Origin of the sequence: Streptomyces bambusae (genome assembly GCF_020532645.1) — a bacterium.
In the GTDB taxonomy this organism is placed as follows: domain Bacteria; phylum Actinomycetota; class Actinomycetes; order Streptomycetales; family Streptomycetaceae; genus Streptomyces; species Streptomyces bambusae.
In genome coordinates this window covers 106,418-125,508 of sequence record NZ_JAJAUZ010000018.1, presented here as the reverse complement: position 1 = coordinate 125,508, position 19,091 = coordinate 106,418, and the positions used below count along the sequence as shown (strand labels likewise).

Annotated in this window: 22 protein-coding genes; 12 read left to right on the top strand and 10 right to left on the bottom strand. The window is 71.5% G+C overall.

All coding sequences use genetic code 11. The features are described from left to right. Positions 1–90 precede the first annotated feature (90 nt). From LG634_RS15550 to LG634_RS15540, 3 genes are all read left to right on the top strand, one after another. Entirely contained in the window at positions 91–447 is a 357-nt protein-coding gene (locus LG634_RS15550; protein WP_226734380.1) for a DUF6247 family protein, read from the top strand. Positions 448–563: 116 nt separating this feature from the next. Continuing rightward, on the top strand, positions 564–734 hold the full coding sequence (locus LG634_RS15545; RefSeq protein WP_226734379.1) for a hypothetical protein: 171 nt from the start codon (positions 564–566) through the stop codon (positions 732–734). Between the two features lie 50 nt (positions 735–784). After that, positions 785–1,354, top strand: coding sequence for a GNAT family N-acetyltransferase (locus LG634_RS15540; protein WP_226734378.1), 570 nt, complete (start codon positions 785–787; stop codon positions 1,352–1,354). Positions 1,355–1,362: 8 nt separating this feature from the next. On the opposite strand, the gene LG634_RS15535 is transcribed toward LG634_RS15540, so the two are convergent. The 6 genes from LG634_RS15535 to LG634_RS15510 form a co-directional block, all read right to left on the bottom strand. Further along, a complete protein-coding gene (locus LG634_RS15535) occupies positions 1,363–3,063 on the bottom strand; it encodes a type VI secretion protein (protein WP_226734377.1) in 1,701 nt (566 codons plus the stop codon). Between the two features lies 1 nt (position 3,064). Beyond that, positions 3,065–4,483, bottom strand: a complete 1,419-nt coding sequence (locus LG634_RS15530) for an ATP-binding protein (protein ID WP_226734376.1) — start codon at positions 4,481–4,483, stop codon at positions 3,065–3,067. A gap of 17 nt (positions 4,484–4,500) precedes the next feature. Continuing rightward, positions 4,501–6,054, bottom strand: coding sequence for an SCO6880 family protein (locus LG634_RS15525; RefSeq protein WP_226734392.1), 1,554 nt, complete (start codon positions 6,052–6,054; stop codon positions 4,501–4,503). A 17-nt stretch (positions 6,055–6,071) separates the two neighbouring features. After that, positions 6,072–7,427 carry a hypothetical protein gene (locus LG634_RS15520; protein ID WP_226734375.1) on the bottom strand — a complete coding sequence of 452 codons (1,356 nt, stop codon included), beginning with the start codon at positions 7,425–7,427 and terminating at the stop codon, positions 6,072–6,074. After that, a complete protein-coding gene (locus LG634_RS15515; RefSeq protein ID WP_226734374.1) occupies positions 7,417–8,259 on the bottom strand; it encodes a hypothetical protein in 843 nt (280 codons plus the stop codon). The genes LG634_RS15520 and LG634_RS15515 overlap by 11 nt, the downstream gene beginning before the upstream one ends. Positions 8,260–8,423: 164 nt before the next feature. Further along, positions 8,424–8,732 carry a DUF8827 family protein gene (locus LG634_RS15510; protein WP_008742356.1) on the bottom strand — a complete coding sequence of 103 codons (309 nt, stop codon included), beginning with the start codon at positions 8,730–8,732 and terminating at the stop codon, positions 8,424–8,426. A 752-nt stretch (positions 8,733–9,484) separates the two neighbouring features. On the opposite strand from LG634_RS15510, the gene LG634_RS15505 reads away from it, so the two are divergent. Next, positions 9,485–9,790, top strand: coding sequence for a hypothetical protein (locus LG634_RS15505; protein WP_226734373.1), 306 nt, complete (start codon positions 9,485–9,487; stop codon positions 9,788–9,790). A gap of 66 nt (positions 9,791–9,856) precedes the next feature. On the opposite strand, the gene LG634_RS15500 is transcribed toward LG634_RS15505, so the two are convergent. Next, a complete protein-coding gene (locus tag LG634_RS15500) occupies positions 9,857–10,753 on the bottom strand; it encodes a pentapeptide repeat-containing protein (RefSeq protein ID WP_372482429.1) in 897 nt (298 codons plus the stop codon). Positions 10,754–11,155: 402 nt separating this feature from the next. On the opposite strand from LG634_RS15500, the gene LG634_RS15495 reads away from it, so the two are divergent. The 4 genes from LG634_RS15495 to LG634_RS15480 all read left to right on the top strand — a co-directional run bounded on the left by LG634_RS15495 (position 11,156) and on the right by LG634_RS15480 (position 14,713). Beyond that, a complete protein-coding gene (locus tag LG634_RS15495; RefSeq protein WP_226734372.1) occupies positions 11,156–11,764 on the top strand; it encodes a LysE family translocator in 609 nt (202 codons plus the stop codon). 92 nt (positions 11,765–11,856) lie between these two features. Then, positions 11,857–12,651, top strand: coding sequence for a thioesterase family protein (locus tag LG634_RS15490; RefSeq protein ID WP_226734371.1), 795 nt, complete (start codon positions 11,857–11,859; stop codon positions 12,649–12,651). 150 nt (positions 12,652–12,801) lie between these two features. Beyond that, a complete protein-coding gene (locus LG634_RS15485) occupies positions 12,802–13,830 on the top strand; it encodes a bifunctional lytic transglycosylase/C40 family peptidase (protein ID WP_226734370.1) in 1,029 nt (342 codons plus the stop codon). Between the two features lie 190 nt (positions 13,831–14,020). Further along, positions 14,021–14,713, top strand: a complete 693-nt coding sequence (locus LG634_RS15480; RefSeq protein ID WP_226734369.1) for a phosphatase PAP2 family protein — start codon at positions 14,021–14,023, stop codon at positions 14,711–14,713. Positions 14,714–14,718: 5 nt separating this feature from the next. Here LG634_RS15480 and LG634_RS15475 read toward each other — a convergent pair whose 3' ends face one another. Continuing rightward, a complete protein-coding gene (locus LG634_RS15475; RefSeq protein ID WP_226734368.1) occupies positions 14,719–14,964 on the bottom strand; it encodes a hypothetical protein in 246 nt (81 codons plus the stop codon). Between the two features lie 393 nt (positions 14,965–15,357). Then, a complete protein-coding gene (locus tag LG634_RS15470; protein WP_226734367.1) occupies positions 15,358–15,516 on the bottom strand; it encodes a hypothetical protein in 159 nt (52 codons plus the stop codon). A 108-nt stretch (positions 15,517–15,624) separates the two neighbouring features. Between LG634_RS15470 and LG634_RS15465 the strand changes: the two genes are divergently transcribed. Beyond that, complete coding sequence (locus LG634_RS15465; RefSeq protein WP_226734366.1) at positions 15,625–16,437, top strand: SCO4651 family lipoprotein; 813 nt, start codon at positions 15,625–15,627, stop codon at positions 16,435–16,437. 194 nt (positions 16,438–16,631) lie between these two features. Next, entirely contained in the window at positions 16,632–16,787 is a 156-nt protein-coding gene (locus LG634_RS15460; protein WP_226734394.1) for a hypothetical protein, read from the top strand. 45 nt (positions 16,788–16,832) lie between these two features. Here LG634_RS15460 and LG634_RS15455 read toward each other — a convergent pair whose 3' ends face one another. Then, the gene (locus LG634_RS15455; RefSeq protein ID WP_226734365.1) at positions 16,833–17,180 is read right to left on the bottom strand and encodes a metal-sensitive transcriptional regulator; all 348 of its coding nucleotides are present in this window, start codon (positions 17,178–17,180) and stop codon (positions 16,833–16,835) included. Between the two features lie 187 nt (positions 17,181–17,367). On the opposite strand from LG634_RS15455, the gene LG634_RS15450 reads away from it, so the two are divergent. Both LG634_RS15450 and LG634_RS15445 read left to right on the top strand, forming a co-directional pair. After that, positions 17,368–17,988: a DUF47 domain-containing protein gene (locus LG634_RS15450; RefSeq protein ID WP_226734364.1), complete on the top strand. Its 621-nt coding sequence runs from the start codon at positions 17,368–17,370 to the stop codon at positions 17,986–17,988. Between the two features lie 5 nt (positions 17,989–17,993). After that, a complete protein-coding gene (locus LG634_RS15445; protein ID WP_226734363.1) occupies positions 17,994–18,992 on the top strand; it encodes an inorganic phosphate transporter in 999 nt (332 codons plus the stop codon). Positions 18,993–19,091: the final 99 nt, after the last annotated feature.

Below are 19,091 nucleotides of genomic sequence, written 5' to 3'. Positions count from 1 at the left end.
TTACGGTGCGGGGCTTTTCTGCGTTCACGGCCAGGTTGCTGCGGTCTTGGGTACGCTGAGGTTCCCCAAGGTTCCCTCAGGGAGGACGGGATGACGGCACAGCACGCCGAGGGCGACAGCCCGCTGATCCCGCAGCCGGCCATGACGCGGGAGGCTCTCCGCGACGCCGTGCGGCGCATCGACATGGGAAGCCTCGGCGAGTTCGACCGTGACTGCCACGAGGCGTTCGATCGTGCGGCCGAGACGGGGGCGATCAACCCGCTGCGGTTCTTTCTCATCAAGTGGGCTACCCATGTAGCCATCCACCGCTGGCCCGCCCGCAGCCGTGCTTTGGCAGACGCCGAGCGGATCGTCGGTTCGGCGGACACCTCGGAAGAGCAGTTCCGGGCGGCCATGGCGGCGAGCGCCCGTCTCCTCTCCGACGCTCAGCAAGAGCTCGGTATGTGAACTCCCGGGGGGAGGGCGCCGAGAACGACCAGGGCTGGGCATGGGAGTGCGACCCGAGCCGGGTCTGGGTCATCGGTGACATGTCGGCGGAGCAGTAGGGCCTCGTGGGGCACGTGATGGACGGCCTCGTCGAGCTTGCCTCGATGGGCCTCGACCCGAAAGACGGCAGTCTCCACGAGGACTCCCACGCTATGCGCCTCCGTACTTATGAGGACGAGCACCTCCTGATCTGGTATCAGGCCATCGCCCATCGGAAGCGGGTCTACCTGAAGCGGGTGAATCTCTGATTCCGGCAGGCGCGGGCAGGCCGTTGAGCGGGTGCACCTAGGATCCCTGCATGATCGAACAACAGACTCAGTGTGTGGTGCGGGCGGTACGGGCCGATGAGTGGGAGAGGGTGCGGGATCTGCGGATCGAGGCGTTGAAGGATCCGGCGGCGCCCGTGGCGTTCCTGGAAACCCTGGCGCAGGCCGAGGGGCGGGAGGATTCCTTCTGGCAGGACCGGGCGGCCGGGGCTTCGCACGGGACCTCGGTGCGGCAGTTCATTGCCGAGGACGCCGACGGGACCTGGGTGGGGTCGGTGACGCTGCTCGTGGAGCGGGCCGGCGACCAGGATTTCTTCGAGGGGAAGATCGAGGGCGACCAGGGGCACCTGGTGGGGGTCTACGTGCGGCCCGAGCACCGGGGGACCGGTGTCATCGAGGCGCTGTGCGAGGCCGCGCTGGAGTGGGGCTTCGGGCTGGAGGAGCCCGTGCTGGAGCGCGTACGGCTCTTCGTGCACGAGGACAACGGGCGGGCGCAGGCGTTCTACCAGCGGTTCGGGTTCGAGTTCGCCGGCAATGCGGTGCCCTTCCCCGAGGGGGACGGGGCGATGGAGCTGGAGCTCGCCATCGCGCGGCCCGCGTAACCGTCGGGTCAGGCGGGCGGGAGGTCTGCCTCCGGCCAGCGGGTGCGGGCCTGCTCGCGGCTGCGGCACAGGGCCAGCAGCGGGAGCGGGGCGTCGGACAGCAGCCGGGGGAGGTCAGGGAGCGGGGCCACCGCGGCCACGTCGTCCAGCACGAGCGTCACTGGTGGGTCGAGCCGACCGTCGGATGACCGTGCGGCCATGCGGCGGCCGTGCTCGACCACGCTCGCGGTGAGGGCCGTCAGCAGAGGCATTGCGCCGGGCCGGGTCCGGGGATCCTCGATCGGTTCACCCACCACATAGAGCGTCCCCCCTTCATCCATGAAAGATGCCAGCGTGAGCGAATCCGTTCGATTCGGGTTGCAGGCCTCGCGGATGTGGATGGAGGACAGGCAGGACAGTGCCCGCGCGGTCAGCTCCTGCGCGATCTCGCGGCGCTCCGGGTGGGCGGTGAGGGCGTTCTCGAACTCGCCGGCCAGGCCAGGGGCGGCCTTCGGGTGGGTCCGCAGGATGCGTACGGGTTCGTGGGCGCTGCCGCCCTGGGCCCAGCGGTGCACCTGTTTGAACGGCCGGTCGTCGAGTGCCGCCGCGTGCAGCCAGCTCCGCAGGAGCGTTTCCGCGGTGTCGGCGACGGCGGCGTCGATCCGGGCCTGCGGCCGTACGGGGGCCAGCAGGGCGGCGGCACGGGCCGCGGCGGTGTCCCGGTCGGTGCAGCCGGTGCCGGGGTGCCAGTGCATGCGCGCCGGGGTGTCGCACAGGTGCGAGGGGTCGTAGAGGAGCACCGGGCCGAGCTTGGCCCGGGCGTCCTTGGTCTCGGCCCACAGCGCCGGCGAGGAGGTCACGACCAGCACGGCCCCCTCGGCCTCGCCGATCCGCTGCGCGGCCATGGGGAGGCGCTCGGCGGGACTCCCGTAGCGGAGGCCGGTGGCAGCCGCCGGGACCGGCGCGGATACGAGGTCGTCCCTCGCGGCGTGCTGCTTCCGGAGCGGGTCCGGGCCGGGCTGCCGTACGTGAGCCGGTCCGGGTGCCCGGCCGGGTGCCCGGCCGTGCGGTTCCGGGATGCGCGGCAGGGGCTCGTCCGGGTGGCGGGTGGGGTCCTGCTCCTCCGCCCAGGCCCAGAAGCGGTCCGGGTCCTCGTCGGGCAGCGAGCCGGCGGGGAGTCCGTCGGCCGCGTCGGCGCGGGCGGGGAGTCCGTCGGCCGGGGCCCGGACCGGATCCGCGGCGCCCTGCCGCCCCGCCGGTGCCGCGGCCGGGATGCGGTCCGTGCGCCTTCGCCCGCGGCCCGGCGCGGACTTCGGCGCCTGCCGGGGCGGCAGCCCGTCCGCCGCGGCCGGGTCCATGGCCCGTTCCATCCGGGCCCGGGCCCGCCGGGCCTTCGTCCGGGCGACCACGCCGATGGCGAAGACGGTCAGGACGAACAGGACCAGCAGCTCGCTGAGGAAGATGCCCCAGAACAGGCCCCAGTTGGAGAGGTCCGCCGGGTCGGTGGCCGGCCAGGCAGCGGCCATGTCGTGGGGCTGCTTTATCAGCGAGCGGACGGCGTCCGGGGTGTTCATGAAGGTCACCGTCGAGGGCCAGGACCCCCGGGCGAACAGGGCTGCCAGGCCGGTGGCCGTCCATACCAGGACGGCCAGGCCGAGCAGGAAGGCCAGCAGCCCCACCAGCAGTCCGTCGGGGATGCCGCCCCGCTCGCCGGAGCCGTCACGTGCCATGTCACGCCACCGTGGATTCCGCGGATTCGCCGTTCATCTGACGCTCGATCAGCAGGGCCCGTTCCTCCGCCTCCAGTTCGGCCGCCAGCACGTCCTCGGGGACCGGGTGGGACGGGGCCGAGGACTCCGTCATGGCGCGGTCGGTGTAGACGAGTGGGCGTTCCGCTTCCGTGATGAGGTGTTTGACCACCTGGACGTTGCCGTTGACGTCCCAGACGGCGATGCCGGGGGTCAGGGTCGGGATGATCTCCACCGCCCAGCGGGGCAGGCCGAGGACCCGGCCGGTGGCACGGGCCTCGTCGGCCTTCTGGGCGTAGATGGTGCGGGTGGAGGCCATCTTGAGGATGGCCGCGGCCTCCCGGGCGGCCGCCCCGTCCACCACGTCGGAGAGGTGGTGGACGACGGCGACGAACGACAGGCCGAGCCGGCGCCCGAACTTCAGCAGCCGCTGGAACAGCTGGGCGACGAAGGGCGAGTTGATGATGTGCCAGGCCTCTTCGACGAGGAAGATCCGTTTCTTCCGGTCCGGCCGGATCCACGTGTGCTCCAGCCACACCCCCACGATCGCCATCAGGATCGGCATGGCGATCGAGTTGCGGTCGATGTGGGACAGGTCGAAGACGATCAGCGGCGCGTCGAGGTCGATGCCGACCGTGGTCGGGCCGTCGAACATGCCTCGGAGGTCGCCGTCGACCAGCCGGTCGAGGACGAGGGCGACGTCGAGGCCCCAGGCGCGTACGTCGTCTATGTCGACGTTCATGGCCTCCGCCGACTCCGCCTCCGGGTGGCGCAGTTGCTCCACGATGTCGGTGAGGACGGGCTGCCGGTCGAGGATGGTCTCGTTGACGTAGGCGTGTGCGACCTTCAGTGCGAAGCCGGAGCGCTCGTCGAGGCCGTGCCCCATCGCGACTTCGATGATGGTGCGCAGCAGGGCGAGCTGCCCGGTGGTGGTGATGGCCGGGTCGAGCGGGTTGAGCCGGATGCCGCCGTCGGCGGCGGCGACGGGGTCGAGACGGATGGGAGTTATCCCCAGCTGCTCGGCGATGAGGTTCCATTCGCCGACGCCGTCCTCGCCCTGGGCGTCGAGGACGACGACCTGCCGGTCCCTGAAGCGGAGCTGGCGCAGGACGTACGTCTTCTCGAGGGCGGACTTGCCGTTGCCGGACTCGCCGAGGACCAGCCAGTGCGGGGCGGGCAGCTGCTGTCCGTACAGCTGGAAGGGGTCGTAGATGTAGCCCTTGCCGCTGTAGACCTCGCGGCCGATGATGACGCCGGAGTCGCCGAGGCCGGGGGCGGCGGTGGGCAGGTAGACGGCCTGGGCCTGGCCGGTGGAGGTGCGGACGGGCGGGCGGGTGGTCTCGACCTTGCCGAACAGGAAGCTGGTGAAGGCGTCCGTCAGCGTGGACAGCGGATCTCGCATGGCGGGTCTGCCTCCAGCTAGCGTCGGATGCCGGTGGCGAACGGCAGGGTGTTCACGAAGGCGCGGTGGTGCTCGCGGTCGCACCACTCCAGCTTCAGGTAGGACTTGCCGGCCGAGGCGCGGATGGTCCGCTTGTCGCGGGCGAGGGCTTCGGGCGAGCGCGAGGACACCGTGATGTACCCGACGAGGTTGACCCCTGCCGCGCCGCTGGCGAGATCTTCACCCCGCTGGTCGAGCCGGCCGTGGGCGGCGATGTCGCGGGGGTCGACGGTGCGGTTCATCTTGGCGGCGCGGGAGGCCTCGGCCTCGTCGTTCGTCTTCTCGGTGAGCATGCGCTCGATGGCGACCTCGGTGGGTTCGAGGTCCATGCAGACGGCGACGGTGCGGATGACGTCCGGGGTGTGGACGAGCAGCGGCGCGAGGAAGTTCACGCCGACGGGGGTCATCGGCCATTCCTTCACCCAGGCGGTGGCGTGGCACCAGGGGGCGCGGGTGGAGGACTCGCGGGTCTTGGCCTGGAGGTAGGTGGGTTCGACGGCGTCCAGCTCGGCCGGCCAGGCGTTGCGCTTGGTCATGGCCTGGATGTGGTCGATGGGGTGGTCCGGGTCGTACATGGAGTGCACGAGGGAGGCGAGGCGGCCCTGGCCGAGGGGCTGGCGGACGCGGATGTCGGCCTCGGCGAGGCGGGCGCAGATGTCGGTCAGCTCGCGGGCCATGACGACGGCGAGGCCGGCGTCCTTGTCGATCCTGCGGCCCTTCTGCGGGGTGGCGGCGCGGGCCATGGCGTGGGCTTCGGCGGCCAGCTCGCGGGTGTAGTGCATGCAGGCGACGAGGTAGGCGCGGTGCTGCTCGGACGAGGTGGACACCATGGACTGGAGCTGGTCGTACGAGTCGCGCAGCCAGCCGGGGGACTGCTGGTCGCCGCGCTGGGCGACGTCCTTGGCGTGGGCGTCGGGGTCGGCGGGCAGGGTGCGGGCGAGCATCTGGAGGCGGGTGACGAAGCCGTCGCCGTTGGCCACGTGCTTGAGGAGGGTGCCGAAGCGGTCGACGAGGGCCTCCTGGTCCTCGCTGTCGCGCAGGCCGACGCCGGGGCCCTCGATCTCGATGGCGGCGGTGACGGTGCGTCGGTCGGCGTGCAGGAGCACGGCGATCTCGTCGGGGCCGAAGGGGGCGGCGAGCCAGCTGATCCGGCCGATGCCGGGCGGCGGGCCGACCTCGACCTCGCGGCCGTCGGCGGCGCGGGTGCCGGCCTCCATGGCGGTGGAACGGTACGTCGTGCCCCGGCGGAGGGTGCGCTTGAAGCTGCGGTTGATCTCGAACCACTTGTAGAAGGTGCGGTGCTTGTACGGCACGTACACCATCGCGAGGGCGAGGACCGGGAAGCCGGCGAGCAGGACGATGCGCAGCATGAGGTGGGGGACGAGGAGTCCGCTCATCATGCCGAGGAAGGCACCCGCGATGATCAGGGAGATCTCGCCGGATTCGCGGTTCTTGCCGACGATCGCGTTCGGCCTGGCGCGGCCGATGAGATACGTGCGGCGGGGCGCGACCGGATGGATCTGGTGGGACATCTGGTGGGACTGGGCTGTCAACGCCCTTCACCTCCCTTGCCTGTGGTCCTGCTGGTGTGCGGTGTGTTCACTCCGGAGCCGCGGGGCGGGGGTGCGGCGGAGGGGACAGTTCCGCCGCCGACCCCGCCGCCACCGCCACCGCCGGACGGGCGGGAGCTGTGGGCCGCCACTCCGCCGGAGAGCGGGTTGACGGGCCGGGCTTCGCCGCCCCCGGCCCGGTGGGCACCTCGACTGCTGTGGGTCTTGATGCCCTGGGAGACCAGGGAGGCCGGGGAGCTGATGACGGCGGCGGCCTGGGCGCCGTCGGTGGCCTGCTTGCGGTTCGTACGGGCGGAGGCGATCTCGTCACCGAACCCGGGTACGAAACGGTAGATCATCGCGGAGGCGAAGATCGCGAGGAGGATGATGGCGAGTCCCGAGACGACCGCGGAGAACGCGTCGGGTCCGTCGTCGCCGGAGAGTGCGCCGGCGAGGCCGAGGACGATCACGATGACCGGCTTCACGAGGATGACGGCGATCATGATGCCGGCCCAGCGGCGGACGTGGCCCCACATGTTCCGGTCGACGAGTCCGGCGTACACGGCGGTGCCGAGCAGGGCACCCACGTACAGCAGGGCGGCGCGGATGACGAGCTCCAGCCAGAGGACGCCGGCGGCGAGGACGGTGACGAGGGCGACGACGATCAGCATGATCGGGCCGCCGCCGATGTCCTCGCCCTTCTTGAGGGCCTCGGCGAAGGAGCCGAAGAAGACGTCGGTCTGGCCGCCGGTGCCGGTGGCGATGACCTCGGTGACGCCGTCGGTGGCGGAGACGACGGTGTAGAGGATCAGCGGGGTGAAGGCGGACGCGAGGACGGTCAGCCAGAGGAACCCGATGGCCTCGGAGAGGGCGGTGGTGAGCGGTACGCCGCGGATGGCGCGCTTGGCGACGGCGAGCAGCCAGAGGACGAGCGTGAGGACCGTGGAGGCGGCGAACACGACGGCGTACTGGCGGAGGAAGACGGCGTTGGTGAAGTCGACGTTCGCCGTCCCCTTCACGGCTTCGCTGAGCTTGCCGACGATCCAGGCGGCGGCGTCGGCGCAGCCGCGGGCGAGGGAGGTGAGGGGGTCGAGGGCGTCGGTGGGGTTGGGGGCGACGTTGGAGCCGCCGTTGCGGTTGCCGGCTCCGTCGCCTTCGCAGTACTGCTTCGCCGGGCCGATCAGCAGGTCGCACCGGTTGTCTTCGTTGCCCGGCGGGGCGGAGCCGGACGGTGAAGGCGAAGGAGTGGGCGAGGGCGCAGCGAAGGCGCGTGTGCTGAGGAGGACGGCGGCTGTCTGCACAGCGGCGAGGGTGCCGGCCGCAGCCTGCATTCGGGTACGGAACTTACCGGGCATAGGTGAAGCCTCCGTACTCCTCCACGGCCTTGCTGATGTCATCGGACGTCGAGGCGGCGACGTCTCCCGGAACGGGCGCCGGGCCGTCCTTCTGCTCGTCGGAAACGACCTTCCAGGCGTTGTTCACCCAGGTCAGGTCGAAGGTCCATGTGCCCCAGCTGGTGCGCACGGGGTCGGTGCTGCGGGGGCCGGACATGCCGATGAGGCCCATGTACCAGACCGCGACCTTGGCGTTCGCCCCGTTGAAGCTCTTGATGCTGCTGCCGACCGGTACGGTCCGGCTGACGAAGGTGTTGCCCTGCGGAGGGTTACCGTTCGCGTCGAGTCCGAGACGGCGGAGGAAATCGCCCGAGTAGACGGAGTCCTGAGGGCCCTTCAGCTGCGTGGCCGCGTCCTGCGTGTAGAGGGCGTCGACGATCGCATGTCTCGATTCCTTCCTGAACATGCCGGTCGAGCCCAGCGCCACTGCGTAGTTGGAGGCCGCCGACTGCGCCCCCTGTTCGTCGTGGGCGAAGCCCGTGGGGATGCCGGCGTTCTTGCCGGTGACGGGCGCCGTGCCGGTGGCGGCGGTGGACGTGGACGAGGGCGGGGTCTCGGACTTCGCGTCGTCGGACGGTTCGCCGTCGCCCTGGTTCGCGAACGCGATGGCGGCGATCAGCAGGACGACGATGCCGACGACCGTGACGAGGCCGCGGGAGGTCCGGGCGGGTCGTCGCGGCGCGCCGTACGGGTCGCCCGCCGGCTCGGGGAGGCGGGTGCGGGTCTGGCCCGTCCCGCCGACCCGGCCGGCGGGTTCGTCGTCGTACCCGCCGTATCCGTCCTCGTGGCTCATGCCTCGTCCGCCCCCTCAGCCGATTGCAGTCCTGCGTGGTACGACGGTAGCCGGGTGGGATGCCGCGTGGACGCGGAGTGGTGAGTCGTCATCAGGAAACGCACCCTCAGGGGGCCGGTGGGGGAACGAGGCTCGGGGACGGGCGGGCGGCGGGGGTCCGGTCGCTAGACGGCCATGCCGTAGACGATCGTGAAGAGGGTGCCGAGAGAGCCGATGATGAAGACTCCGGTCAGGCCGGCCACGATCAGGCCCTTGCCCTGTTCGGCGCTGAACGTGTCGCGCAGGGCGGTGGCGCCGATGCGCTGCTTGGCCGCGCCCCAGATGGCGATGCCCAGGCAGAGCAGGATCGCCACGGCCATGACCACCTCGATCATGACCTTCGCTTCGTTGCCGAGACTGCCGAACGGCCCCCAGTTCGGGGCGATTCCGCCGATGATGGTGGTGATGTCGCCCTTTTCGGCTGCCAGGATCATGTAACTCACCGCCCCTGTTGGGTAGTTCCGTCAGCCCGTGCCCGTCGGCAGGGGTCACGCACTATCTTCGCTGATGAAACCGCCCGATTATGTCGACTTGGCGGCTCTCTTTTTGCCGTCTCTGTGCGCCGACGGCGCACGCACCCCCTCTGCACGCCCCTGACCTGCGGGCGAACGGTCCGGCGGGTGCGGATCCGTGCTTCCTTCCGCTGTCCGGGGGCGTGGCGTTGGGCCGTAGTGCTGACATTCATGCGACATTCCGTCTTTATGGTGAGATGTGCGGCGTCGGCGGGGGATGCTCCACCTTGCTTCCGGCCGAAGCGCAGGAAAGTTCGGTACGACGAAGGAGCAAGCGCATGGGTCCTGTTGCCAGGACTAGAAGTCGCACATGGGTCCTCGGCGGGTTCGTCCTGCCGCTGGCACTCGGCTTTGCGGGGTTCAGTACCCCGGTGTTCGCCGACACGGGTTCGGCCGCGGCGGCGCAGGTCGCCACCGGTGGCGGCGGTGGCGGCGGGGACAAGTGCCCCAAGCCGAAGCCGCCGCGGGGCGATGACATGAAGGCGGCGGGTGCCGCGAAGAACGCAGGTGGCGGCACCATCGTGTGTCCCGGGCCGCCCGGACCTCCGGGACCCCCCGGACCTCCCGGACGCCCGGGCGTCCAGGGCCCGCCCGGACCTCCCGGACAGGACGGCCAGCCCGGTCAGGACGGCCGGCCCGGCCCGCCCGGACCGTGCCAGAGCATCGACTCGTACATGCCCTCCGCTGCTGAGGAGTTCACCCTCGCCGTCAAGAACGGCGTGGCCTCTCTCGGTCACCGGGTGCGGCCCGAGAACATGGGTGCTCTCGGGAACTACACGTGGGATGCGTTGAACAACGGTGCCCAGGCACAGTCGTACCCGGAGAACGTGTGTACCGGCACCCTGTCCTCGCAGCGCAATGAGCTGTGGCTCAAGGTCATGACGACGGGCGGCACCGTCTATCAGACGCTCTGCACGACGAACGGCGTCGACTTCCCCATGTGCCCCAACCCGTGGGCGCAGATCATGGCGCAGCCGTAAGCCCGGGACACCGGTGACGAGGGCGCCGCGGCCGGAGCACGAGCCGGCCGCGGCGCCCCGCTGCGTTCAGGCGGGCGGCTGCCAGTGGCTTGGGCGGTCGAGGGCCGGGGGGATGTGGGTGGTGGTGTCGCCGCGGGCCGCGTTGACCTGGGCCTGGGTGAGGAAGAGGGCGCCGGTCAGGTCCGCGCCGCGGAGGTCGGCGTCGCGGAGGTCGCTGCCGAGGAGGTCGGCGGTGCGCAGGTCGCAGCCCTGGAGGTCGGCGGCGATCAGGTAGGCCCCGCGGAGGTCCGCGCCGCGCAGGTCGGTGCCGGCGAGGCGGGCGCCCATCAGGTCGGCGCCGCGGTGGTTCTTGCGGCGGCCGGGGGTGTGGGCGGCCCGGACCAGTTCGCTGACCTGGCGCAGGAGTTCGCCGGTACGGGCGCGCAGCGGGTGCGGGTCGGCGGTGGTGAGGGTGGCGGCGTCGGCGCGGGTCAGTTCCTCGACCTGTCCGAGCGTGGCGCGGAGGTCGGGGTGGAGGCGGCGGGCGGCCGGCTGGGCGAGGGCCTCGGTGAGGTACCAGAGCAGTTCGTGCAGGATCCGCATGACCGGGAAGGCGTCGAACATCTCCCGGCGGGTGTCCGGGTCCTCCCGCCAGTCGCGGCCGCCGAAGGTGATCTGCGAGATCTGCTGGCCGGCGCCGAAGCAGTCGAAGACGGTGCAGCCGCGCCAGCCGGTGTCCCTGAGGCGGTCGTGGATGCCGCAGCGGTGGTCGGTCCTGAGGTTCTTGCACGGGGTGCCGGCCGGTTTGGTGACGGGGAAGTCGGCGGAGGCGGTGAAGGGGAGGGCGGCGCAGCAGAGGGCGAAGCAGTTCTGGCAGTCGGCGCGGAGGTGGGGGCGGGGCGGGATGGGGGCCGGTGCCGGTGCCGGTGCCGGTGCCGGGGGGGTGGGGCGGCGCCGCTTTGACGGGCGGGGGGTGTCGGGCACGGTCGTTCTCTCCTGCCGGTGGGTCGTACGGTCCCATTGTCCCCGCCGCCGGGCCGTCCCTGCGGGGCTGTTCCCCACCCCGCCCCTTCCCGAACCGGGGCTCCGCCCCAGACCCCGCGCCTCAATCGCCGGCGAGGCTCAAAGCTTCGGGGCTCTGCCCCGCACCCGGGTCCTCAAGCGCCGGACGGGCTGGAGGTTGCGGGGAGGCTCAGAGGTTCGGGGCTCTGCCCCGCACCCCGGTCCTCAAGCGCCGGACGGGCTGGGGGTTGCGGGGAGGCTCAGAGGTTCCGGGCTGTGCTCCGTGCCCCGGTCTTCAAGCGTCGGACGGGCTGGGGGTTGCGGGGAGGCTCAAAGCCTCGGAAAGGCGTTGAGGCGGTGTGGGGGAGGAGGGAGCATCGGGGGATGACTGAATTGATCGCCGTGGCCGTCATCACCGTGCTCGCCGTCATAAGTCCCGGCGCGGACTTCGCGATGGTGGTCCGCAACAGCTACCTCTACGGCCGGCCCACCGGTCTGCTCGCCGCCGCCGGGGTCGCCGCCGGAGTGCTCGTGCACGTCACCTACACCATGCTCGGCGTCGGCCTGCTGATCGCCTCCTCGACCGCCCTGTTCACCGCGATCAAGCTCGCCGGCGCCGCGTACCTGGTCTACATCGGCGTACGGACCTTCCGGGCGCGCGCCGACCTCACCGTGGATCTGGAGTCGAAGCCGCAGCTCAGCCCGCTGGGGGCACTGCGCAGCGGGTTCCTGACCAACGTCCTCAACCCGAAGACCACCCTCTTCGTCGTCTCGACGTTCACGCAGGTCGTGAACCCCGGTACGCCGGTCTGGCAGCAGGCGGGATACGGCCTCTTCATGTCGTTCGCGCACCTGGCCTGGTTCGGGGCGGTCGCCCTCTTCTTCTCCGACGCGCGCCTGCGCAACCGCATGCTCAAGGCCCAGAAGGCGCTGAACCGGGCCATCGGGTCGGTGCTCGTCGGCCTCGGCGTGGGCCTGGGGTTCGCCCGCTGACCCGCGGAGGACCCTGGCCGCACGTGGTTACCCGGCGGTAGCGTTCGGGCGGGCCCGGCAGGGGACCACCAGACGTACGGGGAGGACGCGGCATGGCCGACGTGGCGGCGTTTTACGAGCGGACCGACGAGGGCCGCTACCGCTCGACCGGGCACACCCGGGGTCCCTGGGACCCGGGCTCCCAGCACGCCGGCCCGCCCGCCGCGCTGCTCGGCCGGGCCGTCGGGGAACGCCCCGGGGGCCGTACGGACATGCGGATCGCGCGGATCACGTACGAGATCCTGCGCCCGGTCCCGATCGCCCCGGTGTCCGTGACCACGACCGTGCTGCGGGCGGGCCGCAGCACGGAGCTGGTGGAGGCCGCGCTCACCCCCGAGGGCGCGGACGCGCCGGTGATGCTCGCGCGGGCGCTGCGGATCCGGACGCTGGCCGCGCCGGGGCCGGCGGTGGTGCAGGGGCCGCTGGTCACCGCGCCGGGGGAGTTGGCGCAGGCGCCGTTCTACCCCGTGCCGTGGGAGGTCGGCTACCACACGGCGATGGAGATGCGGTTCGCCGACGGCGCGTTCCTGGAGCTGGGGCCGGGGAAGTGCTGGCTGCGGATGCGGGTGCCGCTGGTGGCCGGGGACGCGCCGCGTCCGCTGGACCGGGTGCTCGTCGCCGCCGATTCCGGGAACGGGATCAGCAACGTCCTCGACTTCGGCCGGCACGTGTTCGTGAACGCCGATCTGTCCGTGCACCTGCACCGGTATCCGGTGGGGGAGTGGGTGTGCGTGGCGGCCCGTACGAGCGTGGATCCGGGCGGGATCGGCCTCGCGGACGCGCAGCTGCACGACGAGAAGGGGCCGGTGGGGCGCAGCGCGCAGTCGCTGTTCATCGCGCCGCGCTAGGACCCCGCTGGGCTCTTCCGGCCGTGCCCCTTCCCGAGCCGGGGCGGAGCCCCTGCGTCCGGGGGCCGGTCTGCGCCGGGTGGGGGAGACGGTCGGACACGAGTGCGCCAAACTGCTGTGAAGGGGTGTGCGATGGGGGAGGGTTGACGGGTGCGCAGATTCTGGGTGGCCAGTGGGGTCGGGACCGCGGTGTTCTTCTGCTTCATCGTGCTGCTCGTCGTCGGCACGTACTCGGCCGCCGCCGGGATCATGACGGGCGGGGGGCGGTTCGCCGGGCTGGCCAAGGGGGCGGTGCCGGCCAAGTACACCTCCCTCGTGCAGACCTGGGGGAACCTCTGTCCGGCCCTCAACCCGGCGCTGCTCGCCGCGCAGCTCTACCAGGAGAGCGGCTGGGACCCGGACATCGTGAGCCCGGCCGACGCGCGGGGCATCGCGCAGTTCATCCCCGACACCTGGCGGATCCACGGCATCGACGGGGACAAGGACGGGGACCGGGACATCTGGGATCCCAAGGACGCGATCCCGTCGGCCGCTTCGTACGACTGCTCGCTCGCGGCCGACGTGAAGAACGTGCCGGGCGACCCGGTGAAGAACATGCTCGCCGCCTACAACGCGGGGCCGGGCGCGGTGCTCAAGTACCGCGGGGTGCCGCCGTACCGCGAGACGCAGAACTACGTGAAGGTCATCACCACCCTCGCGGAGAGTTTCGAGCGGCCGGTGGGGCGGATCGCGCCGTCCCGGCAGGCGGCCGGTGCGATCTACTTCGCGCAGAAGAAGCTGGGCACGCCGTACCTGTGGGGCGGCAACGGAACGCCCGAGCAGAACGGCCGGTTCGACTGCTCGGGGCTCACGCAGGCCGCGTACCGGACGGTGGGCGTGGAGCTGCCGCGGGTGGCCAACGACCAGTACAACGCGGGGCCGCACCCGTCGCGGGACGAACTGCTCCCCGGCGACCTGGTGTTCTTCTCCGACGATCTGACGAACTCTCGGGAGATCCGGCACGTCGGGCTGTACGTCGGCGGCGGGTACATGATCAACGCTCCGTTCACGGGAGCGGTGATCCGGTTCGACAAGATCGACACGCCCGACTACTTCGGCGCGACCCGGGTGACGAAGGACGGCGCGGAGGCGCTGCCGGTACGGGCCGCGGCCGCGCCGGGAGTTGGCGACGCTCCGTAACGCTCGGGCCCTGAGCTGCGGTGATGAGTCACTCTTGGATAACGTTGGAGTGATCATTCGGTGGAGAGTGGAACGTACGCGCCAGAACGGGCGTTCCATGGTCCGGGGGGTTTGATCACCGGGGGCGCGAAGGGGCGCACACCGGCGTGCGTCCGCAGGGGACAAGGCAAGGGCAAGGGGCCACACCACCATGGCTGCACTCGCAACGGGCGGGTCGAACCCCGACGTAAGCCTGCTCTACCGCATCAACGGCCTTGCGGAGAGCACTCCCGGCTGGCTCGACCGGATCCTCGGGATCGTCGGCGAGTACGGCATCCTGCTCGGCCTGGTGCTGCTCGTGCTGTGGTGCTGGCGCGGGGCGCGGCGGCAGGGCGAGGCGGCGGCGGTCGAATCGTTCACGGCGCTGGTGTGGACGCCGCTGGCGGCGGGTCTCGCGCTGCTGGTGAACGTGCCGCTCCGTGAATTCGTCGGCCGGCCGAGGCCGTTCAAGTCGCACGAGGGGCTGGACGTCCTGGCGCCGGGCAAGAGCGACTTCTCGTTCGTGAGCGATCACGCGACGCTGGCGATGGCGCTGGGGGTCGGGCTGTTCGTCGCGAACCGGCGGCTCGGGCTGGTCGGGATCGGGCTGGCGCTCCTCGAAGGGCTCTTCCGGGTGTTCATGGGCGTGCACTACCCGACGGACGTGGTGGGCGGCCTGGCGCTCGGGACGGCCGTGGTGCTGCTGCTGGCGCCGCTGGCCCTCGCGCTGCTGAGCCCGGTGGTGCGGGCGGTGGCGCGGACGCCGCGGTTGCGGCTGCTGGTGCGGTCGCGGCGGGTGGAGCGGTTGCCGGCGATGGATCTGAGTCAGGATCAGGGAGCTTCCGAGCGGGGGCTCGCGGCCTGACGCGGTCAGGTCTCGCCGTCCGACTGGCGGGCGTCACGGCGGTGCCGTGAGCGGAGCCAGAGGGCCGTGGCGGTGGCCGCGGCGGTGGTCGTGCCGATGGCGAGGGCCACGTCTGCCGGGCCGTCTGCGGTGGCGGTGGGGTGCCGGGGGTGCTGCGTGGGGGGCGGGTTCTGCTGGTGCGCGGCTGCCGTGTGGGGGGCGAGGGCGTAGGCGGTGGCGGCGGCCAGGACGGTGAGTCGGCGGAGTGGCATGACACCAGGGCACCGGTGTGGTGGCGTGGCGTCCACCGGGGGTGTCCGGACGGGCGACCCCGTCCCCCCTTCACGGGGCTCCGCCCCGGACCCCGCGCCTCAAACGCCGGCGGGGCTTGATTTCGGGGCTCCGCCCCGGGCCCCGGTCCTCAAGCGTCGGACGGGCTGAGAGTGCCCCCGGGCCCCGGTCCTCAAACGCCGGACGGGCTGAGTGTGCCCCCGGGCCCCGGTCCTCAAGCGTCGGACGGGCTGAGTGTGCCCCCTGCCCGGACTTCGGCTGTCCCTGCCGCGGCTGGGAGCCGGATGCTGCCGGGTGGAATCCAGCCTCGCCGGCGTTTGAGGCGCGGGGGTCCGGGGGCGGAGCCACCGGTCTTTGAGGATCGCGGCGCCCCGTCAGCGGGAGGGGTCGGTGGCGTGGGCGGTGGCGTCTTTGCGGGCCAGGTCCCGGGAGCGGCGGGCCGGGCCGCGCCAGCCGCAGGAGCAGCGGGCGGTGCAGAAGGAGCCCCGCTCGGAAGTGGTGGTCTCGTGCGCGTCGGCAGGGTGCGGGTCCACACCACCACGGTACCGGCCGCGCCGTGACGGGGGACCCCCCGGGCTCGTTAGGGGGAGCGGGTGGGGACCTCGGGCAAGAAGCGGTCACGCGTTGGGGGTTGGCAGGCGATGGTGGTGCAGCGGCACAGCCGCACGGGCGGCGCGTGGATCGCCGCCGCGGCGGCACTCGGAGTGGTCGGAGCCGCCGCCGGCTGCGGTACCGGCGAGCAGCCCCCGGCAGACGGCACCGAGGCGGTGCGCGGCGCCGCCGACATGCTGACCCGGGCCGGCAGCGCCCGGGCGCGGACGGCGATGGAGATGGCGACCGGCGGCACCCGCGTCACGATCCGCGGCGAGGGCGGGGTCGACTTCCGCAACCGGCTCGGGCAGCTGCTCGTCATGCTGCCCGCCGACGTGACGGGCAGGACCGGGCACCGGCCGATCACCGAGCTGCTGGCCCCCGGCGCGCTCTACATGAAGAACCGCGGCGCCGGCGTGCCCGCCGACAAGTGGGTCCGGGTGGACACCACCTCCCTCAGGGACGGCAACCTGGTCACCGGCGGCGCCACCGACCCGCTGGCCGCCGCCGAGCTGCTGCGCGGGGCGCAGGACGTCACGTACGTCGGGGAGACCGAGCTGGCCGGTACGAAGGTGCGGCACTACCGCGGGACCACCGACATCGGGCGGGCCGCCCGCAGCGCCTCCCCGCACGCGCGGGCCGCGCTGGCGGCCGCGGCGAAAGGGTTCAGCAAGGACACCGTGCCCTTCGATGCCTACCTCGACGAGGCGGGGCTGCTGCGGAAGGTCCGGCACCGGTTCAGCTACGTGAACAACGGGCCGGTGGACGTCTCCTCGACCACCCTGCTGTTCGGCTTCGGCACGCCGGTGACGGTGCAGCTGCCGCCGAGCCGGGACATCTTCGCCGGGAAGATCGCCGACTAGGGCCTGTCGTCGAACTCCCGGCGTCGCCCGGGGCAGGCAGGAGTCCGACGACGGGCCTGGTACGGCCGCTGGCTCAAACGGCCGGGGCGGGTAGCCGGAAATGGTCCATCCGTGTCATGCGCGGGCGGTGCCGGGCTCCTTACGCTGAGGATCCGGTGACCGATGCCGCCAGCGGCAGGAGGAGGGTGATGCACGTGACTCCGGCAGCCGGGAGGACGACTGACCAGGACCGCGTGGCCCTCGCCGAGATCGAGCTGTGCGGTGAGCTGATCATCGCGGCCTCCGACGCCGACGAGGAGCGGCTCAGCCTGGACCGGATCGACGAGGTCCTCCTGGTCCGCTGCGCATAGCCGCAACGGACCCCGTGCCCGGTACGCAGCACCCCGTGACGCCCCTCAGGTGCGCAGCAGGCGGGCGATGGCCTTGGTGGCCTCCTCGACCTTGGCGTCGATCTCCGCGCCGCCCTTGACGGCCGCGTCGGCGACGCAGTGCCGCAGGTGCTCTTCCAGGAGCTGGAGGGCGAAGGACTGGAGCGCCTTCGTGCTGGCCGAAACCTGCGTGAGTATGTCGATGCAGTAGACGTCCTCGTCGACGAGGCGCTGGAGGCCGCGGATCTGCCCCTCGATCCGGCGGAGGCGCTTGAGGTGCTCGTCCTTCTGGTGGTGGTAGCCGTGCACGGCCGCGTCCTCGGCGGGGGCGTGGCCCGTGGTTCCGGTGTCGCCGGCGGTCTCGGTGGTGGTCATGGGTCCTCCGTGGTCACCTGGGGACGTATACCCCTCATGGGTATAGGCTACCGGGCTTTGCCTGAACGGGCAGGGGTCTTGCTCCCCACTGTGCCTGATGGAGGACACTCGGGAACGGCCGGTTAGCCGTGGCCGGTGGATGCGCCTAGCATCAGCGTGACCGAATCCGATACCCCGAGGACCTCACGTGCGATTTCGTCTGACCCCCAGGGAGACGAGCTTCTACGACATGTTCGCCGCATCCGCGGACAACATCGTCACGGGCTCGAAGCTCCTGATGGAACTGCTCGGAGCGGACACCTCCGCCCGGGCCGAGATCGCGGAGCGGATGCGGGCGGCGGAGCACGCGGGTGACGACGCCACGCACGCGATCTTCCACCAGCTGAACTCGTCCTTCATCACGCCGTTCGACCGCGAGGACATCTACTCCCTCGCCTCGTCGCTCGACGACATCATGGACTTCATGGAGGAGGCGGTCGACCTCGTCGTCCTCTACAACGTCGAGGAGCTGCCGAAGGGTGTCGAGCAGCAGATCGAGGTGCTGGCGCGGGCGGCCGAGCTGACCGCGGAGGCCATGCCGCACCTGCGGACGATGGACAACCTCACCGAGTACTGGATCGAGGTCAACCGGCTGGAGAACCAGGCCGACCAGATCCACCGCAAGCTGCTCGCGCACCTCTTCAACGGCAACTACGACGCCATCGAGGTGCTGAAGCTCAAGCAGATCGTGGACGTGCTCGAAGAGGCGGCTGACGCGTTCGAGCACGTCGCCAACACGGTGGAGACCATCGCGGTCAAGGAGTCCTGAACCTCGTGGACACCTTTGCGCTGGTCGTGACCATCGGTGTCGCGCTCGGCTTCACGTACACCAACGGCTTCCACGACTCCGCGAACGCCATCGCGACCTCGGTCTCCACGCGGGCGCTGACCCCGCGCGCGGCCCTGGCGATGGCCGCGGTGATGAACCTCGCCGGTGCCTTCCTCGGCAGCGGGGTGGCCAAGACGGTCAGCGAGGGCCTGATCGAGACGCCCCACGGCAACCGGGGCATGTGGATCCTCTTCGCGGCGCTGGTCGGCGCGATCGTCTGGAACCTGATCACCTGGTACTTCGGGCTGCCCTCGTCCTCCTCGCACGCCCTGTTCGGCGGCATGGTGGGTGCGGCGCTGGCCGGCGGCACGGACGTCATCTGGTCCGGTGTCATCGAGAAGGTCGTCATCCCGATGTTCGTGTCCCCGGTGGTCGGCCTGGTGGCCGGTTACCTGGTGATGGTCGTCATCCTGTGGCTCTTCCGGCGTACCAACCCGCACCGGGCCAAGCGGGGCTTCCGCATCGCGCAGACCGTCTCGGCGGCCGGCATGGCGCTCGGGCACGGTCTCCAGGACGCCCAGAAGACGATGGGCATCGTCGTGATGGCGCTGGTCATCGCGGACGTCGAGGCGGCCGGCGACCCGATCCCGGTGTGGGTGAAGATCGCCTGTGCGGTGATGCTGTCGCTCGGTACGTACGCCGGCGGCTGGCGCATCATGCGCACGCTGGGCCGCAAGATCATCGAGCTGGACCCGCCGCAGGGCTTCGCCGCGGAGACCACGGGCGCCTCGATCATGTTCGGCTCGGCGTTCCTGTTCCACGCGCCGATCTCCACCACCCACGTGATCACCTCCGCGATCATGGGTGTGGGTGCCACGAAGCGGGTGAACGCGGTCCGCTGGGGCGTGGCGAAGAACATCATCCTCGGCTGGTTCATCACGATGCCGGCGGCGGCCCTGGTGGCCGCGCTGAGCTTCTGGATCGTGAACCTGGCGTTCGTCTGACGCCGGCCGGCGGAACGAAATCGGGCCCGGCTCCCCAGGGGGGAGCCGGGCCCTTCGCCTTGCGGTGGCACCGCCATGCAGCACCGCAGGACGTGGTTG